Source organism: Solibacillus merdavium, from assembly GCF_014836935.1.
Classification (GTDB): domain Bacteria; phylum Bacillota; class Bacilli; order Bacillales_A; family Planococcaceae; genus Solibacillus; species Solibacillus ferritrahens.
In genome coordinates this window covers 93,556-110,507 of the sequence record NZ_JACSPW010000006.1, presented here as the reverse complement: position 1 = coordinate 110,507, position 16,952 = coordinate 93,556, and the positions used below count along the sequence as shown (strand labels likewise).

Sequence of the window (16,952 nt, the reverse complement as noted above, 5' to 3'; positions counted from 1 at the left end):
GCTAAATTAGAGTTACATTTACATTATTTTTAATATTTTTCTCCTCATCAACCGAACCCGTTAGGTGAGATGTTTACTTTAGAATTCGGCAACAATTTTGTGGTCACGACTACAGGTATTTTTAGAATAACTTACTCTATCAAAAATAATTAAAAAAAGTACTTAGAATAGGAAAAATATTAGGATATAATCTTTTCAAATTAAATATTAAATTCCATTACTAAGCGAAAACCGCAGGGAATATAACCACTTCATTTATGTTGGTGGTTATGTTCATCTGCGGTTTTTTCTTTTTCGAAAGGAGTGACATGTAAACAATGCATAAAAGTCTTGAAGATTATCCAGTGATTTTGACTGCTGAACATATAGCCGAAATTTTAATGGTTTCCAAACCAACTGCTTATGAATTGATGGAACAGACTTCATTTCCATTGATTCGAATTGGTCGTTGCAAACGAGTTTTAAAGGATAAATTTTTTGATTGGCTTTCACAGCAACAGGCGTGTGGCTTATAAAACAGGAAGCAAGTGGTCAAAATGAAAGTAGATCACTTGCTTACCTTTATTAATACACAAGATTAAATGGAGGTTAGCAATAATAATGCAAGGCAGTGTGAAAAAGAGAGGAAATACCGATCAGTATGTAGTTGATATTGGAAGAGATCCTTTTACTGGTAAGCGTAAACAAAAAACAAAAGGTGGTTTCAAACGCAAAAAAGATGCACAAGCAGCTCTTAACAAAGTGCTTCAGGAAATTGATGCACAAGGTTATGTAGAACCAAGTAAGGAAATTTTCGCTTCTTTTATTGAAAGTTGGTTTAAATCTCACTTTGAAAAACGGATTAAAGAAACAACGGCATCTAATGCTCAATCTTTAATCAATAAACATTTAATAAGAGAGAACCCGTTTGCAAATAAACCTTTATCGAAAATTACGACAGAGGATATTGATGCTTTTTATAATTTTAAAATTAATGAAGAGTATAGTTCGAGTTATATTCATAAGATGCATCAAATTTTAAATCAAGCATTCAATCAAGCGGTTAAATGGAAGAGAATTAAATACAATCCAGTTAACGACGCTGATCCGCCTGCTGTGAAAAAAGAAGAAATGAAAATTTGGTCTTATGATGAAATCAATACGTTTCTTGAACACTGTAAAGGAGAAAGACATTATTTAACTTTCTTACTTGCCATTTATACTGGATTGAGAAGAGGCGAGATTTTAGGATTAAAATGGAGCGATGTTGATTTTATTAATAAAACGATTCATGTCCAACGTTCGTTAGCTTATATTCCGAAAAAGGGTTATATTTTAACGTCAACTAAGACGCGAAAATCGAATCGAATCATTCCAATTTCAGATATGGTTGTGAAAGCCTTAGTTAACCATCGCAAACAACAAGAAATTTGGAAAGAACAACTTGGTGAACAATATCAGGAGGAAGATCTTGTGATATGTACGGAAACTGGATCAAAACAAGATCCACGAAATGTGTTACGAGCATTAAAAAGACTGATTACCACTTCTGGCGTAACACAAATTCGCTTCCATGATTTTCGTCATACACACGCATCCATTTTAATTTCTAATAGTATTGATGTTGTGAAGGTGTCAAAACGCTTAGGTCATCCGAATGCTAGAATCACGTTAGAAACATATGCTCATCTCGTTCCAAATGAAGATAATGATTTAGCAGATGTTTTTGAAAAAGCACTGGAAAAAATCTCGTGAGCATTTTGTGAGCATGGCTTGAAATTCGTGGTTCTGGACTGAAACTGTTCCAAAAGAAAAAGCCAACAAACGCTGTTATAACAACGTTTGTTGGCTTACTAAACTGATGGTCCCGACTGGTCTCGAACCAGCGACCCCCACCTTGTCGAATTTATCCGGCTAAATAAAACGAGTTAAATTAAATTCAATTAAGTTAAATAAGCCTGATTTAATAAGGTTTTTAAGAGAGGATAAATTAATTCATTTAAATAAATAAGCACAAAAAAATAATTCTGCGGACAAATTGCGGATGAGTAAACAAGTGGTTTGTATTACTCTTTTTTTATTTATCTGTATTATCTGTTTTAGAAAATTGTGTTGTCATATCAAACCAACAGGGATTTTTTAACATCAGTAACTATTTATAAATGTAAAAAAGCTGATTTGTTTTACGTTAGTCCTAGGGCATTCACATCCTAGTTAATTTAGTTTCGTTGCTTAAATTATGCCGAATTGGGTAAGTGCTCATTCTTATTGTTTGAAATCCTAGATATCGAAGTGATTGAAATTAACGTGAATAGGACTAAACAAAAATAATATTATACAGTAATAATATTGGCTATTAATGTTAGATGATGTATTATAATGGAAATGTAAAATTGCAACTTGAGAATTGAACAGAAGATTAGTAAGTTTTTATTGAAATATTGGAAAGGAGGAATAGAAATGAACGATAAGGCATTAAAGAAAATAACTTTGCTACTAGTAGTTTTATTCTTAACGTTTGGTACCATGATTCCAAATAAGAATTGGGTACAAGCAGCTAGTGGTACTCCACCAAAGGTAATCAATATTAATCGAAATTTACCTCTTGATGAAAAAACAAATGCAACAAGTATTACTTATCTAGTAACATTCAGTGAAAGTGTAACGGGAGTTGATTCCGATGACTTCATATTAACAACAACAGGGAATGCATCTGGTCGTATCGCATCAGTGGTTGGAGGCGGAACAATCTTTCAAGTAATGGTTAACGACATAACAGGTGTGGGAACACTTCGATTGGATTTAAAACCTTCTGGAACAGGGATAGTTAATGGAGATGGACTTGCGATTGCAACAGGTTATACAGTGGGACAAGTCTATACCGTAGGAACAGCACCAACAATTATAACGCAGCCAAGTAATCAAACGATAACAGCAGGAGGCAGTGCAACCTTTACGGTTACAGCAACTGGCGATGCAACATTAAGCTATCAATGGCAAAAAGGTGGAATAAATATTGTAGGAGCAACAAGTGCTAGTTTAACAATTAATAATTTACAGACAAGTGACGCTGGTGACTATACGGTAGTAGTGACAAACGAAATAGGAAACGTAACATCGAATGCGGCAACATTATCTATCAAGCCCGCGACAGTCGCACCAACAATTACAACGCAACCAAGTGATAAAACAATAACTGTGGGAGGCGGTGCAATATTTACTGTTACAGCAACTGGCGATGCACCATTAAACTATCAATGGAAAAAAGGTGGAGTGGATATCGCAGGGGGAGCAAGCGCAAGCTTGACAATTAACAATGTGCAAATAAGTGATGCAGGCAGTTATACGGTAGTCGTAACAAACGCAGTAGGAAATGTAACGTCGAATACGGCAACATTAACAGTTACGCCAGTCCCAGTCGCACTGGAAATTACAACACAGCCAAGTAATCAAATGATAATAGCAGGAGGCAGTGCAACATTTACTGTTACAGCAACAAGTGATACATCTTTAAGCTATCAGTGGAAAAAAGATGGAGCAGATATTGTAGGGGCAACAAGGGCGAGCTTGACAATTAACAATGTGCAAGCGGGTGATGCAGGCATTTATGCGGTCGTAGTAACAAACGCAGTTGGAAATGCAACATCGAATGCGGCAACATTAACTGTTATGCCAGCCCCGACACCAGTTGATCCAACACCGGGTAATGGTGACGTGGAAGTAGAGCCAACGCAACCAGCGCCAGTTAATCCGACACCAACAGTGCCGACACAACCAACACCATCTGTTCCAGCACCAACAGATACAGTAACACCACCGGCTGATAACACTGAAACAACACCGCCTTTAGAAGTACCTACTGAAACGCCAAGTGTGGAACAAGACATTTTAAAATTAGTCAAGTTAGATTTACCGGTTGGATTAGTTGAAGGTTCAGTAACGATAACAATTAATAAAGAAACAGGGAATTTAGTCATTACCAGTACAGAATTAAATAATACGAGAGCAGCTACAATTACAATTCCGGTTCTTACTGAAAATGCTAATAAGATATTAAAAATCCGTACTGCAAATGGTTTAGAAGCTGTAGCCTATACAATTAAAGACGGTAAGATCGTTGTGCAATTGCATAAAGCTGGTGAATTAGTATTCGTTGATGCGAACATAGATTTAACTGATATTAGCAACAATCAATTCCGTTCAGACATTGAAATGTTAGCACAACGCGGTATCTTCACAGGAGATAACGGCAAATTTAATCCAACTGCAAACATGACACGTGCTCAGTTTGCAGGAACATTAGTCCGCGCACTAGGTTTAAATGAAACAGCTACAAGCTTTGCTGATGTTAATTCAAGTACTTGGTATGCGGGAAGTGCAGGTGCATTAGCTGATTTAGGTTTGATGAATGGTGAAAGTGGTGCATTCAATCCGGGCGGAAAAATCACACGTCAACAAATGTTTGCGGTATTAAGTAACCTTTTAGAAGCAAAAGGTATTGAAGCGTCTAATGATTTAACAGGTGATTTCAAGGATGCTTCAAAAGTATCTGATTATGCGAAACCACATGTATCAATTCTGATTGAAATTGGTGCAGTAAGTGGCGATAATGGCTTATTAAAGCCACAAGAAAACGTAACAAAAGGTCAAATGGCCAAAGTGTTAGCGAAAGTTCTAGCAAAAGTAGAAGCACTTTAATAAACAAAAAATGCGAGCTCTTTATAGGGTTCGCATTTCCTTATATTAGCAGACTTTTTTCACAACACTATCCCAAGTAACACTAAATAATTTGAAAAAAACTGCGGACAAATCCAAGTACCTCCGTCCTTCCTACTATAGTATTGATTCTCTCCACAATGTATTTGACTATTTCCTTATGTTTTATTAATTTCAAATAATTTATAATATGAAGACGTAATAAAATCTAGTTGAAAAAGGAGCTAAATGGATTGAAATTCTTTCGCAATAATTTGTATGAAAAACTTCTCGTACAATGCAAGCCTCAACTCATTCTTTTTCTAATGTTGACTTTATTTTTATTATCAGCTTGTAACTCAGAAAACGGCACAACAGCACCTGAAGAAAATAGCGAGCCAAACACTACTGAAACATCTCCAGAAAACACCGAATCGACAAAACCTACGAATGATGAAACATCAACAAATTTTGAAACACCACAACAGTGCAACACGATTAAATTTGAGAAGGATGCTCTTATTAACGGCGGTGAGCTCGCCCATTGTATGATGGAAACAATGCTGGCAGTAAAAACCGGATCACAATTTGCACAAACTTCTACCGAATCCTCAAATGTCGATTTTAAATTTGATCCACAATATTCGATGCATGTGGAAAATGAAGATATGAGTATTATTATTCATGAAAATACAGGTTGGTTGAAACAGGAAGGGCAATGGATTGAAGAGGATGATACATCTGAAGATATGGATGTCATACTTGCAACAAATACAATCAAATTGACAAGAGTTTTTTCTCATCCGTACATGATTACGCAATATTTAGCAGCTGTATCGCAATGGAAAGTGATTGAGTTTGGAGAAGTACCTGATAATAAGGCATTTGTTAAAACAGCTTGGCAACTTGTCCCAGAAGGCCCTGTCAACTTAGAAGGCATGACACTTTCAGATGTTGAGCTATGGATTACTGATGAATATTTAGGTGCATACTACGTTTCTACTGGTAATATTGCAGGCATTTCTGAAACAACTAGTAATACATTCACACAATGGGGTGAGCCCATTACAATTCCAGAACCATTTTAATTCATAGTTTAGACCACTCACTAAAAAGCCCTAAACATTTGCATTGACCTAAAAAAGTGAGACAAATAAAAACACCTTACGTTGAAAAACGGGTATTAAACCTATATGACAACGTGGAGGTGTTTTTTCTATGGGAACAAGAGTGAGTTATCCAGTAGAAGTTAAAATGAAGGCAATAAAAATGAGATTAGCAGAGTGAGGAACCGTATCATAAGTATTGGCGGTTAATAACCATAAAACAGAAATCTTCAAAAATACTCTATATTTAAAATGACTTACTTGTATGGTGAGTTATTTTTTTATCTAATTCTTCTTTACAGTCAAGTTACTTTAATGTTTAACATTAGATTTAATGGGTGTGGTAATTTAACCTTACTATCAATTCCAAGCGTCTCAAACCTCTCCATCCATAATTCTATTATTCTGTATACTATTGCTGCCTTCTTAGGAACTTGCTTTATCTTCTATACATCAAAGTTGGATTAAAGTCCTATAGCCTAATGGGTATGTTTACATATGGTAGGAACGTAATTAAATCTTGTAAACTTATTGTGACACCAAGATATAAAAAAAAGACAATTTGTTTTACTGATAATCGTCAATTAAGGTGGTGAGTGTATGAAGGTATTAGATGCTGAAGAATTACATGCAGGGTTAAAAAGGAATATGGAGATGCTCCATCGTCTTGAAGTAGAAATGCAAAGGATAAAAAAAGCAATTAAAGAACTTACCCAGTTGGAGGAATCATTGAAAGGGCGAGGAGGGAATGCCATTCGTTCGTTTTATGAAGAATGTCACTTACCATTTCTTCAATTTTTTCAGTTGTTTTCTGAACATTTTAAACATGTTCTTCAACAGATGCAGACTGCTCTTTACTCACTCGAACCTGATTCGGCAGGCTACATATTGGAACAGTTCCTTGAGGGTGAACTTGAACAGGGACTTACGTTGGTTAGCCGATTAACATCTAATTTAACAGATGAGACAAATAGCATTATGGATCAAGTGAATGACATTATTAGGCTACCACGTCTTGATGATAGTGGACTGCAAGAGGGAGTCATTTATTCGAAAAAGAGACGTGATGACACGGTCACGCAGCTTTACGAATTTGATGCTACTCAGACGAACGCACTATATCCTGTTGAACAAGATATACAGACAATGAAAACCTGGCTTACTGATTTAGAAGGATTGTTTAAAGACGGGCTAACTGATATCCAATTTCAATCTAATCAATGGGCAGCCTTAACCTCGTGCAACCCACTTTTGACCAATTTGGCAACTTCCACAATATCCGGAGTTAATTCCATGGATATGGAGGGTAACGATACCATAATAGACACGGGGATAGAAGTTGTTAAAGGAGTTGGAACAGGTCTTTTTGATGCAGGAAAAGATTTCGTGACAGGTCTGTGGGATACAATCACAAATCCAAAAGCAACTGTCGATGGCATAGTGAATGCAGTCTCAAATCCAATAGCCACTTTTAACACCATTAAAACGGCTATCTCGGAATCCTATGAGCAAGATATGGTCAATGGGGATGCCAATTCGCGTGCCCATTGGGTTGCTTACGCTTCAGGGACGGTGGTAACTTCTATTGTAGGAACAAAAGGTGCCAACGCCCTCGTAAAGACAGGTACCACTACAGCTAAATCAGCTGTTCCAACAATCATTTCCGCTACTAATCATGCGAGTGCTTCACTTGCCAATCTCTTGCCATATGCTCCACGTCCTCAGTTGGCTATACCAGGAGGAATACCTTATAATGTGGTAAATGGTGTGCAGTTGAAGGATCAACTGATTACAATGGCGAAAGCTGAAAGTGGAGTAACAGAGAAAGCTGTTACTAAGGGTATTGTTAAACCTGTTTCAAATATGAATGAGTTTTTTGATATGGAATTTGGAAAATTAATAAGTAAATCCTTATCAAAATCAAAAGTAAAGTACGATGGACAATCAATATATAAGATAGAAAAGAAAACTGATAACCAATATCTGAAAAAGGGTTATGGAGTTTATCTTGACGCATTACACAAAGACCATTTAGAAGTAATAGATAAGACAGGGAATGTGAAATACGTTTTGAATTTAGATGGTACTTTAAACCCTGATAAGACTAAAAAAGCACTTGGACGAGTAGTTAAGGGGTGGAAATAATAGTGGAGGAATTTATATGGATAAAAAGTTAGAAGGAATATTGGACATACTAGATAAACTTAATTCAAGTATTAATATTGTAAATAAAGAAGATTTAGATGAACAATACGAGAACCTTGAGGATTTTAGAATGTTAACTAGAGATTTAGATACTATATTAAACAATTTTGGTTCATTGGATATGAATGATGCTGATGAAATAGAAAAAATGTTATTTGAACTTCATAGAATTATAACTACCTTTGAATGGCATTTCTCAGAAATCAGTGATTTAAACACAACAATTTTAAAAGTTTATAAAGACAAAATCAATAACGTCTAGTAATGAGAAGCCTTAAAAGAGTTTTATTTTCTTTTAAGGCTTTTTTAGTGGGGGGAGTGCCGAATAAATTGGTTTTTATTTAGAGAGTAGAGGTAATACTTATAAGCCTTATATGATGTTTCCCCAAATTATAGAGTGCGTACAAATTACTTTAAAATGTATGTCCTAAGTAACGCTTATTACTTTCAGCAAATAACCACAATATCATCAGTTACCAACATTTCTATTATCCTTAGGCATATCTTCGCTTTCTTCTACCTGCCTTTAAATTTAGAAGGATTTTCAGGGACTTGAAAACAAAAAAGCCAACCTATATGATGCTTGAGTATCAACGTCTAAATTGACTCATTCATCTACGAGAGGACTATCTAATAAATTAAATAAATCAAGTTTCTGAAAATACACTAGTAATCGGTATCGACATTGCGAAGCACAAATATTCGCTTGTGCCATTGATGATCGAGGCCGGATGCTCCAAAAATCATTTCCTATTGATTTAAAAAAATTCGACACACATCCGTCACGCAACAATAAAATTGATTCATTTTCAGGAGTAATTTATAAAATAAAAAAAGCTGAAAACCCTTATAAATAAAGGCTTTCAGGGAAATTGTATCCTGAAAAACATTAGGAGGTTTAAAAAAATGTGGAAAATCAAATTAGAAGAAATAATAGAAGAGAAAAAATTATACGGTGAGCAAATAAATTCAGGTGCTAGTGAAGTAGAGTTAGCTAAATTTAAATTAAGTGTTAAGGAGGAGTTGCAAAAAGATTTACCAACTGAATATAGTAATGTTTTAAAGATGGTAAATGGTTTAGAGTTTAATGGATTTATTCTATATGGAATTGATGAAGTATTATTAGAAAAAAAACCAAACGGCAATATTAGCTTTATTTGAGAGCCGTCGCTTCGATGGCTGGACTGTCTATGAGGAGCCAAAAATTAATTCGATGAAGCCGGATTTTATCGCGTTCCATCCGAAAAAGGGGATTGTTATTATTGAGGTGAAGGATTACGACTTGAATTCGTCTACGTATTTGCCGAACGGTTATGTAAGGGGGACAAACGGACAGCGAATCAAGAAAAACCCGGTGCAGCAAGTGGTTCATTACCGCGAGTCGCTATTAAAAAATGAGCTACGCGCGAGCATTGAATTTTCTGAAGCATTTCAAGCGAATGATGCCTATTTTGGTTGTATTGAAACGGTTGTGTATTTTCATAATGCGACAAACCAACAAGCGCGCACATTTTGCGGTAACCCAACCTATACCAAAATTTGGACACGTAAAGATGTCGCGTATATAGCTGAGCCAACAAATCGCTTATCCGCAAAGACTCATACATTTGCGTTTTCATGCGATCGTTCGAATTTTGCGGAAGGCAATCAATTGCAGCGATTAACAGATGACCTCCATCGCGTCCTTAGCTATTCCGATTATGATTTAGAACGTGCAAATAAAGTGCAGTTATCAAATCAACAGGCGAAATATTCTGAGCTTCAGCCAGCTAAGCAGCTGCTTTATAAGGGAGTTGCCGGTGCAGGCAAAACGTTAATGCTAACGGAAAAGGCATTGCAGGCTGCTACCAGGGGTGAAAATGTCCTTATTTTAACGTATAACATTACGCTGCGCCATTATATACGTGATATGTGCAGCCAACAAAGCGATGAAACGAACTATAAAAAGGCAAAGCCGCATTTAACGATTTTACATTTTCATGATTTATTAAAAAACTTGTTAGCAAGTGCAGATATTGAACGTAATGCTGATGAAGAGGAGGAAGAGCAAGATTTTACTGCAGGCTGGATTTCCCAGATTAAACAATATATACTGCCTCAGCATGATGTTGATTTTTTATACGATACGATACTAATTGATGAGGGGCAGGACTTTCAAGCTGGCTGGCTTGACTTTTTACAAAAGCTCTATACACAAGAGGGCGAATTTGCTGTTTTTTATGATCCAGCACAAAATTTATACGGGCACGGGCAATGGCTAGAGCAATCTGAAGAACGAAAGTCGCTTGGCTTTAAGAAAAAGCCAATTGAGCTTAAGCAATCATACCGTCTGCCGAAAAAAATTATTGAAAAAATTGAAACAGCAAAGGCAATGTTCCATATACAGGGGGAAGAAATTGAGGTTGCACAAATTAATGAGCAAGGCAGCTTTTTTGATGAAATTGAATTTTTAAATCATCAAGCAATTTGGCGCAATGAAAAATTACAGCAAATTGAACAAGTCGTATTAACGCTGCTTCAAACGAATCCAATAGAGGATATTACGATTTTAACAACGAACGAAGAGACAGGCGCTGAAATTGTTCGTTTCTTTCAACACCGTGGTGCGCGTGTATCACACGTCTATGATTTACAGAAGAAAAAATCAGTCGATGCGCGCCGTGCTGAAAAATGGCGCTTTCAAGGTGGAACAGGGCGCCTAAAAGTATGCTCTTATCATAGCTATAAAGGATGGGAAACACCGAATGTTGTATTAGTATTAGATGCTCCGTCTACAACGTATCGCGAAGATGGACTGATTGAACAGCGTGATACGCCGTCTCTAAAAACGGTACAGCATGCATTATTTATCGCCATGTCGCGTGTGAAAGGAAAGCAAGCAGACGGTTCGTTCCATTTTACATGTTTAAACTATATTGGTCAGTACATACCGGAGTTTGCATCGTTAAATGAACCGGTCTATACGTTTCCTGATTGGTAGTTAAGATAGAAATAAACAGTATATCTTTCGTCTATATCGTAAAAGGGTGGGATGGTGCCGCTAAATCTGAATTCCTTTTAAGGAATTCAAAATTATCGAGCAATTTAATGAATTAATACCACAATAAAGAATCAAGGCAAATTTAAAATTGAGTACGGTACAGTACCGAACTCAGTTTAGCCAAGCTGCCTAGTTGAAATAACCGTGTCTAGCTTTTAGGGGTCACTTCAAGAATGAGTGACCCCGATGCTAAATACAGCATGGCTTTGCCAGATATGAAGCGATACTTAATATTAGAAAAACTACCTAATATTCCGTTTTAATGGAAGAGCAGTCAGGGGTTTTGCTGGCGGCCCTTCTTTATTTTCGTATTATACCAATCAGTTAAATAATACTGTAGTTTATCCACGTTACGCATCCGATCCAATGATTTTCTAGTTTATAATTCAAACCTAGAATAAAACAAAAATATACACAAAGAGTTAAGGGGAATAAACAGATGAAAAGCAATAGCAAACGAAAAATATTATTAATGGCCATGAGTATGGCTATAGCAACCCCCATAATCGTTACTTCAATTCCTTTAAATGCCCAAGCAAATGTAGAAAAAGGAGAATTTAAGGACGTACCAAAGAGCAATCCTTACCATGGAATCATAAAAGAAATGACTAAACAAGGAATTATCAGTGGGTATGAAGACGGTACATTTAAACCGACACAGCAAATCTCACGTAAACACGCATCTGCATTAATTAATCGTGTAGTGGATTTATCGGCGGTAAAGGTATTCAGTAGACCTAATGACCTTAGAATAGAAAACCCATATTATGATGATATTAAAAAATTAATGCAAGCAGGAGTTTTAGAGTCAGATGATAAGGGTCTTATACACCCTGATAAACCTCTAACACGTGGGGAAATGGCAAAAATATTATCCCTTTCTTTTGGCTTGTATCCTAATGAAGATACGAAGTCTTTAAATGATGTATCTAAAGAATTAGAGTTTTATGTAAAATCATTAATTAATAATGGGATAACAACTGGTTTTGAAGATAGAACTTTTCGAGAAAATGAATCCCTTTCACGTGCACATTTTGCAGTATTCATGCATAGAGCATTGAAAACTTCAGAAGCTAAGGATTGGGAATTAGTTACTGAGGAAGAGGTTAGAGCAATGGATGGGGAACAGTTGCTGAAATATCTTGAACCCTTCAAATATAGTGATGGTGAATACGTCCCACAGGGTTATGCAAATGCAGAAGAATTTAGTGAAAAAATGAAGCCGGAATTTAACAAGATTGCAGTGTTAGTTCGTAACTCTATATATACCGGAACAAGAATGTCTAGGGAAATGAAACAAATTTATCAGTTTGATTTGAAAAAAAGAATTGCTCAGTTAGCAGATAGTACCTTTGGTTTGCCCATGAAACAAACTATAGACATTATTAATGAATCATTCTTAGAGGGTAAACCAATATCTTCTCTTGATGTTCAAGGTGAAAAAAGAGCATTTGTAATAATGTTCGACTATAAGACAGTAACTCAAATGCAGTACTCTGATAGCATGTATGGGGAAAAGCTTTCTCCATGGTATGTTGGAGCATACATAAAAACTAATAACCTAAAGGATTTAAGTGAAATTAAAGTACCCAACAAGAAACTAGGTGCAACCGGTTTAACCCAATCTTTAAAAACACAATATGAAAAAGCAGTTAAAAGTAATGAACTGAATATCGAAGGAGTAGCTAAAATTGTTAATAACCGAGGAGAACTTTTTGACTTAGTTATGGGTATTTCAGATAAAATTGAAAAATCAGGAGAAGAAGTTATTACTTTAATTAATTTAGCATACCAAACTGGAATATTACTAGAGAGTAAGGGGGGTGACCCTGTTCAGTATGCATTATATTTTGACTTTTTAACTGGAGAATTAAAGTATGCGTATAAAGGAGAAGCAATGACGTCAGTGGTTCCTGATTCATTAAAAACCCTATTACCGACACAGTATAATTCGGTTAATGAAATCATGTTACCTAAGGGTCAAGAGAATGTAACTGAATTAACAAGAAATTTAACTATCAATCATTATAAAATCGCATATGATAACAATCTTTATAATGATGTTCCAGTGTATACTATTAAATTCTTGGGAAACACTGAAAAAGGAATAAAGAGACATGCTGAGGCACTTAAGAAATCAAGAGAAGAGGTTATAGAACTTTACAACAAAGCTTTTACATCTGCTAATGTAATAACAAGTAATCCGAATGATAAAGTTAAATTTTCTTTATATTACAATTACGAAAATGGGGGAGTTTTCTTAGCATATGATAAGAAATAGATAATCAAATACCCTTTGTTCTGCTCATATGCTTTATATTAATAAATCTAAAATTAAAACCCATTAACTATCGGGTGCGTTAGTTTAATTCTTACTCAACATTATATGTGTTATTTAATTTCTTGAAAATATTTATTCAATAAAATAACAATGAAAAACAATCATCCTAGTTGAATTATGACCTGGACCCCAAATGGTGGACACTTTATAAAAAGTGACCCCGTTCGGGGTTTAAGTCAGTGTTGTTACATCAACCCTTTTTCCTTTAATGAAAGACCTTCGTTGTCATAACTAACGATGATGGAATCAAGCACCTCGATGCCGATATAGTTACCGGCGTCCTTCAGCCGTCTACTGACTTCGATGTCTACCGGTGGATACTGGCAGTCAGCTAAACGAACATTCGATTTGAAAGTTTCTATTTCTTTAATTAATGGTTTCATGTATTTTCTTTTGTGATAATTTCACTAAGCAAATTTTCAAATGGGAATGGAAATTTTTCTGTAATTAATTCTTTTAAATCTTTGTCGTATAGTTGAGTATAAATCATAGTCGTTTTAGGATTTGAATGGCCTAATATAAGAGTTAGTTGATGTAGGCTAATACCTAATTTAAGACATTTTACTGCAAAAGTATGTCTAAAAATATGAGGTGTTAAATAATTAATTTCTGGTAGCTTATATCTTATACGTTCTACTAATTGTTCAATTGTTCTAACAGGAAATTTCCTTGACCTTACTATGCCTTCATCTCTTGCAAATAAATATCCATTGCAATTAGGATCCCAATTTACCATCCCACTTTTGTTCAAATAATTCAATATTTCTTCTCTTACTTCTTTAAACATTGGTATTACTCGATCTTTTTTTCCTTTGGAGTTCATTATATATATAACTTCATTTTGAATATCAAAATCCCTAACTCTAATTTTTGAGACTTCGCTAACTCGACAGCCTGTTCTTAAAAGAAATATTACTATAGATCTACACCTATATGCCTTTGGTAACGATTCTGCAACCTTGATAATTTTGGGGATATAATTATCTGCTATATGTCTAGGGATTAAAATTTCTTCAACAATGTTGAATTTGTTACTTAAGTTTTTTGGAGTGTAATTCATATCATAGGCAAACGTCATAATACTTTTGGCAATAGCGGTGTATTTATTTAAAGTTTTAGGCGAATACTTTTTGACTTCGGATTTTTGATGAGAAAATATTATTTCATTGAAGTCTGTTATTTGTAAGTCAGGGCAATTTGAGGTTATATAATTTTTTATTCTTATTAAAAAGTTATTATAAGTTTTCCATGTTTCATTAGATCTTTTACCCATTTCTACTAATGCTCTTAAATTTTCGTGATACTCTTTTATGACAAATAGGGCAGTATATTGTTGTGCCTGATTAGAATGAATAGGAGTCTGGTGCAGGAAACTTCTTAAATGGTTTATTGAGACTCCAAGTTGCTTACTAATTTCATCAAGAGAAAAAGAGGTGTGTGATCGTGGACTGAAGCGTGCTAACTTTGCGGTATTACGAGAGACAAGCATTCCTGCCGTCTTAATTGAGTACGGCTTTATTAAGTAATTTGAATGACGAAAAAGTCATTGCTTTTGAGATTGAAAAGCAAGCACAGCTGAGATTTGAGGGGATTAACAGCTATCTTGGTGTAACGATCAAGCCTGTCAACCCAGCACCAAATATAGAGGAGAGTGAAAAAGATATGTTAACTGAAACAGGACGTAATGCAATTCGTGAGCTTACAAAGGCATTATCAGTAAAACAGCTCATACAGATGCTAAAATCGCTCAGTATACGGATAAGCAATTACTAAGCTATCAGGCAGCGATTGTAAATAATATTTTTAATTAAAAAGATAAGCCCGTTACAACTGGAAACCCAGTAGTAACGGGCTTTTTCACTTTTATTAATCAATTTTTTTACTTCGTTCAATACATTCATGTTAAAATATTCTCTTTAATTATTAGATTCATAAAAGTCCCTAAGTTGAGTGCTTGGTTTAATTTAAATTTTAATTTATATATAATATAGTAAAAATATACTAATTTTAGTAAAAAGTTTACTTTTCCGGTTTTAGCTGTTATTATTGCTATTGTAAAAAAATTAGGAGGGAATATAATGAAAAAAGGGTTAATACTAACATTAGTTTTTACAATGGCATTTTTTAATTTTTTCCAATTCAATAATGCAGTAGTAAAAGCAGAAAGTTTAGTAGAAAATGATATTCATTTAGATACACAATTTTTAGATGGCTATGTTGAAAATAATGTGGAATACAACATTTCTGGTAATTTAGAAACATATAAGTTAACTTTAAATGGAGTAGTATATGAAGTATCGTATAATACTGAAACAGAAACATTTTTACCAAAAGCTAGCGATTTAGATAGTGGCGAAGAATTAAATATTGAACAATTAAAAGAACAACAAATACAAAATGGGGAAGTTGTTAGTGGTAATAGTAATTCATCAGAAATTTCACTTATGATTGCTTTACCATTAGTTCCAATTGCAACTTGGGCGTTTGAACATTTAATTGCTATGATTATTGCAGCGTCATTAATTTCAATAGTTGTCGTAGCAAAAGATGAAGTAAAGTCTGAACTTATTTCAAGATTTAAGGATAAAAATCCAACATTTATTTATCGTACTGGTAGTGGAAATGGAACTAATATGACTCCAAGAGTTACTGATCTTGATGGACTATCTTATACTTTAACTATGCCTAGTAAGTCATTTACAGCGACGACTATGGAAGCGGTAAATAAAACAAAAGTTTTAAAAGCTATTAAAGATAAGCCTGGTCATGTTGCTGTTTACCCAACTAACAAATCAGAATTAAAAAGCTGGGCTGCTACTCGAGAAAATGCACTTAATAAGCCACATAAATATACTAAAATGATGCAAGGTATTTCTGTAAAAGTGAAATAATTTAAAAAGGGTGTTTTTATGGAAGTAAAAGATGATGTAGTTGTCTATTATTCATATAAATTAAATTGGCATTTACCTGAAGAGATTCAAAATGATGCTAAGGAATTTCTTTCTCAAGTTTCGAAGGAACAATTGCCATTATTATTTCAAACTTATGCGAAAGAATGCTGGGAAAACGCTGTAGATGTTGTAGTATCAGTGGGATATCCAGAAAACGAATTAGCATTACCAAAATTATATGAGTTATTTAAGGATTTAAATTGGCCGGGAGCATTAAAAGCCTTGGAGTATCTTAAGGGATTAGAACGCTCCGTTAACTGTTTATATTTGGAGAAAGCTTGTTCAGAGGCTATTGAAGAAAATGATTTGGAGTGGTTGTATTTTTTACACGAAGTAAGTGAGCAACTTCATATTAATAAGCAAGATTTTAATAATAAAGATTTATATAATCAAATGAAAAAAGCTTATGAAGAAGCTTAATTGAGTATATATATTATTAATAAGAAAAAGACCCTAAGATTGTAAAATACTAATAATCTTGCTATTGCCTTCCACACAATATTGTGGAGGGTATTTTTTTATTTCCAAAAATTATACATTGCCAAAATGCAAACATTCATTTTATTATATATACAAACAAGTGTTCGTGTATAGAATAAAGTTAAGATATAATATTAATCAATTACTAAAATTAA

Annotated in this window: 15 protein-coding genes; 13 read left to right on the top strand and 2 right to left on the bottom strand. The window is 34.6% G+C overall.

Annotation, left to right across the window (positions count from 1 at the left end; genetic code table 11):
- Window positions 1–317 precede the first annotated feature (317 nt).
- The 9 genes from H9632_RS08165 (at window position 318) to H9632_RS08125 (ending at window position 13,306) form a co-directional block, all read left to right on the top strand.
- Entirely contained in the window at window positions 318–515 is a 198-nt protein-coding gene (locus H9632_RS08165) for a helix-turn-helix domain-containing protein (protein ID WP_191701568.1), read from the top strand.
- An 85-nt stretch (window positions 516–600) separates the two neighbouring features.
- A complete protein-coding gene (locus H9632_RS08160) occupies window positions 601–1,734 on the top strand; it encodes a site-specific integrase (RefSeq protein WP_191701569.1) in 1,134 nt (377 codons plus the stop codon).
- 705 nt (window positions 1,735–2,439) lie between these two features.
- Complete coding sequence (locus H9632_RS08155; protein WP_191701570.1) at window positions 2,440–4,677, top strand: immunoglobulin domain-containing protein; 2,238 nt, start codon at window positions 2,440–2,442, stop codon at window positions 4,675–4,677.
- A gap of 251 nt (window positions 4,678–4,928) precedes the next feature.
- The gene (locus tag H9632_RS08150; protein WP_191701571.1) at window positions 4,929–5,762 is read left to right on the top strand and encodes a hypothetical protein; all 834 of its coding nucleotides are present in this window, start codon (window positions 4,929–4,931) and stop codon (window positions 5,760–5,762) included.
- A 618-nt stretch (window positions 5,763–6,380) separates the two neighbouring features.
- A complete protein-coding gene (locus H9632_RS08145; RefSeq protein WP_191703622.1) occupies window positions 6,381–7,925 on the top strand; it encodes a ribonuclease YeeF family protein in 1,545 nt (514 codons plus the stop codon).
- 16 nt (window positions 7,926–7,941) lie between these two features.
- Window positions 7,942–8,247 carry a hypothetical protein gene (locus H9632_RS08140; protein ID WP_191703621.1) on the top strand — a complete coding sequence of 102 codons (306 nt, stop codon included), beginning with the start codon at window positions 7,942–7,944 and terminating at the stop codon, window positions 8,245–8,247.
- A 644-nt stretch (window positions 8,248–8,891) separates the two neighbouring features.
- Window positions 8,892–9,146: a YrhA family protein gene (locus H9632_RS08135; RefSeq protein ID WP_191703620.1), complete on the top strand. Its 255-nt coding sequence runs from the start codon at window positions 8,892–8,894 to the stop codon at window positions 9,144–9,146.
- Window positions 9,130–10,965, top strand: coding sequence for a nuclease-related domain-containing DEAD/DEAH box helicase (locus tag H9632_RS08130; protein ID WP_191703683.1), 1,836 nt, complete (start codon window positions 9,130–9,132; stop codon window positions 10,963–10,965). The genes H9632_RS08135 and H9632_RS08130 overlap by 17 nt, the downstream gene beginning before the upstream one ends.
- 499 nt (window positions 10,966–11,464) lie before the next feature.
- Window positions 11,465–13,306 (top strand): S-layer homology domain-containing protein, encoded by a 1,842-nt coding sequence (locus tag H9632_RS08125; RefSeq protein WP_191703619.1) that lies wholly within the window; start codon window positions 11,465–11,467, stop codon window positions 13,304–13,306.
- 245 nt (window positions 13,307–13,551) lie between these two features.
- Here H9632_RS08125 and H9632_RS08120 read toward each other — a convergent pair whose 3' ends face one another.
- Together H9632_RS08120 and H9632_RS18835 are read right to left on the bottom strand one after the other, a co-directional pair.
- Complete coding sequence (locus H9632_RS08120; protein WP_191703618.1) at window positions 13,552–13,749, bottom strand: JAB domain-containing protein; 198 nt, start codon at window positions 13,747–13,749, stop codon at window positions 13,552–13,554.
- Window positions 13,746–14,426: a tyrosine-type recombinase/integrase gene (locus H9632_RS18835; protein WP_225223751.1), complete on the bottom strand. Its 681-nt coding sequence runs from the start codon at window positions 14,424–14,426 to the stop codon at window positions 13,746–13,748. The genes H9632_RS08120 and H9632_RS18835 overlap by 4 nt, the downstream gene beginning before the upstream one ends.
- A gap of 373 nt (window positions 14,427–14,799) precedes the next feature.
- Between H9632_RS18835 and H9632_RS18830 the strand changes: the two genes are divergently transcribed.
- From H9632_RS18830 to H9632_RS08100, 4 genes are all read left to right on the top strand, one after another.
- On the top strand, window positions 14,800–14,892 hold the full coding sequence (locus H9632_RS18830) for an N-acetylmuramoyl-L-alanine amidase (RefSeq protein ID WP_318247685.1): 93 nt from the start codon (window positions 14,800–14,802) through the stop codon (window positions 14,890–14,892).
- 1 nt (window position 14,893) lies between these two features.
- On the top strand, window positions 14,894–15,139 hold the full coding sequence (locus H9632_RS08110) for a hypothetical protein (RefSeq protein ID WP_191703617.1): 246 nt from the start codon (window positions 14,894–14,896) through the stop codon (window positions 15,137–15,139).
- A gap of 305 nt (window positions 15,140–15,444) precedes the next feature.
- Entirely contained in the window at window positions 15,445–16,257 is an 813-nt protein-coding gene (locus H9632_RS08105) for a hypothetical protein (protein WP_191703616.1), read from the top strand.
- Between the two features lie 18 nt (window positions 16,258–16,275).
- Window positions 16,276–16,737 carry a chalcone isomerase family protein gene (locus H9632_RS08100; protein WP_191703615.1) on the top strand — a complete coding sequence of 154 codons (462 nt, stop codon included), beginning with the start codon at window positions 16,276–16,278 and terminating at the stop codon, window positions 16,735–16,737.
- Window positions 16,738–16,952: the final 215 nt, after the last annotated feature.

Bases quoted from the DNA above. Each gene is read 5' to 3' on its own strand.
- H9632_RS08165 (WP_191701568.1), top strand. From the start codon at position 318: ATGCATAAAAGTCTTGAAGATTATCCAGTGATTTTGACTGCTGAACAT.
- H9632_RS08160 (WP_191701569.1), top strand. From the start codon at position 601: ATGCAAGGCAGTGTGAAAAAGAGAGGAAATACCGATCAGTATGTAGTT.
- H9632_RS08155 (WP_191701570.1), top strand. From the start codon at position 2,440: ATGAACGATAAGGCATTAAAGAAAATAACTTTGCTACTAGTAGTTTTA.
- H9632_RS08145 (WP_191703622.1), top strand. From the start codon at position 6,381: ATGAAGGTATTAGATGCTGAAGAATTACATGCAGGGTTAAAAAGGAAT.
- H9632_RS08140 (WP_191703621.1), top strand. From the start codon at position 7,942: ATGGATAAAAAGTTAGAAGGAATATTGGACATACTAGATAAACTTAAT.
- H9632_RS08135 (WP_191703620.1), top strand. From the start codon at position 8,892: ATGTGGAAAATCAAATTAGAAGAAATAATAGAAGAGAAAAAATTATAC.
- H9632_RS08125 (WP_191703619.1), top strand. From the start codon at position 11,465: ATGAAAAGCAATAGCAAACGAAAAATATTATTAATGGCCATGAGTATG.
- H9632_RS08120 (WP_191703618.1), bottom strand. From the start codon at position 13,749: ATGAAACCATTAATTAAAGAAATAGAAACTTTCAAATCGAATGTTCGT.
- H9632_RS18835 (WP_225223751.1), bottom strand. From the start codon at position 14,426: ATGAATTACACTCCAAAAAACTTAAGTAACAAATTCAACATTGTTGAA.
- H9632_RS08105 (WP_191703616.1), top strand. From the start codon at position 15,445: ATGAAAAAAGGGTTAATACTAACATTAGTTTTTACAATGGCATTTTTT.
- H9632_RS08100 (WP_191703615.1), top strand. From the start codon at position 16,276: ATGGAAGTAAAAGATGATGTAGTTGTCTATTATTCATATAAATTAAAT.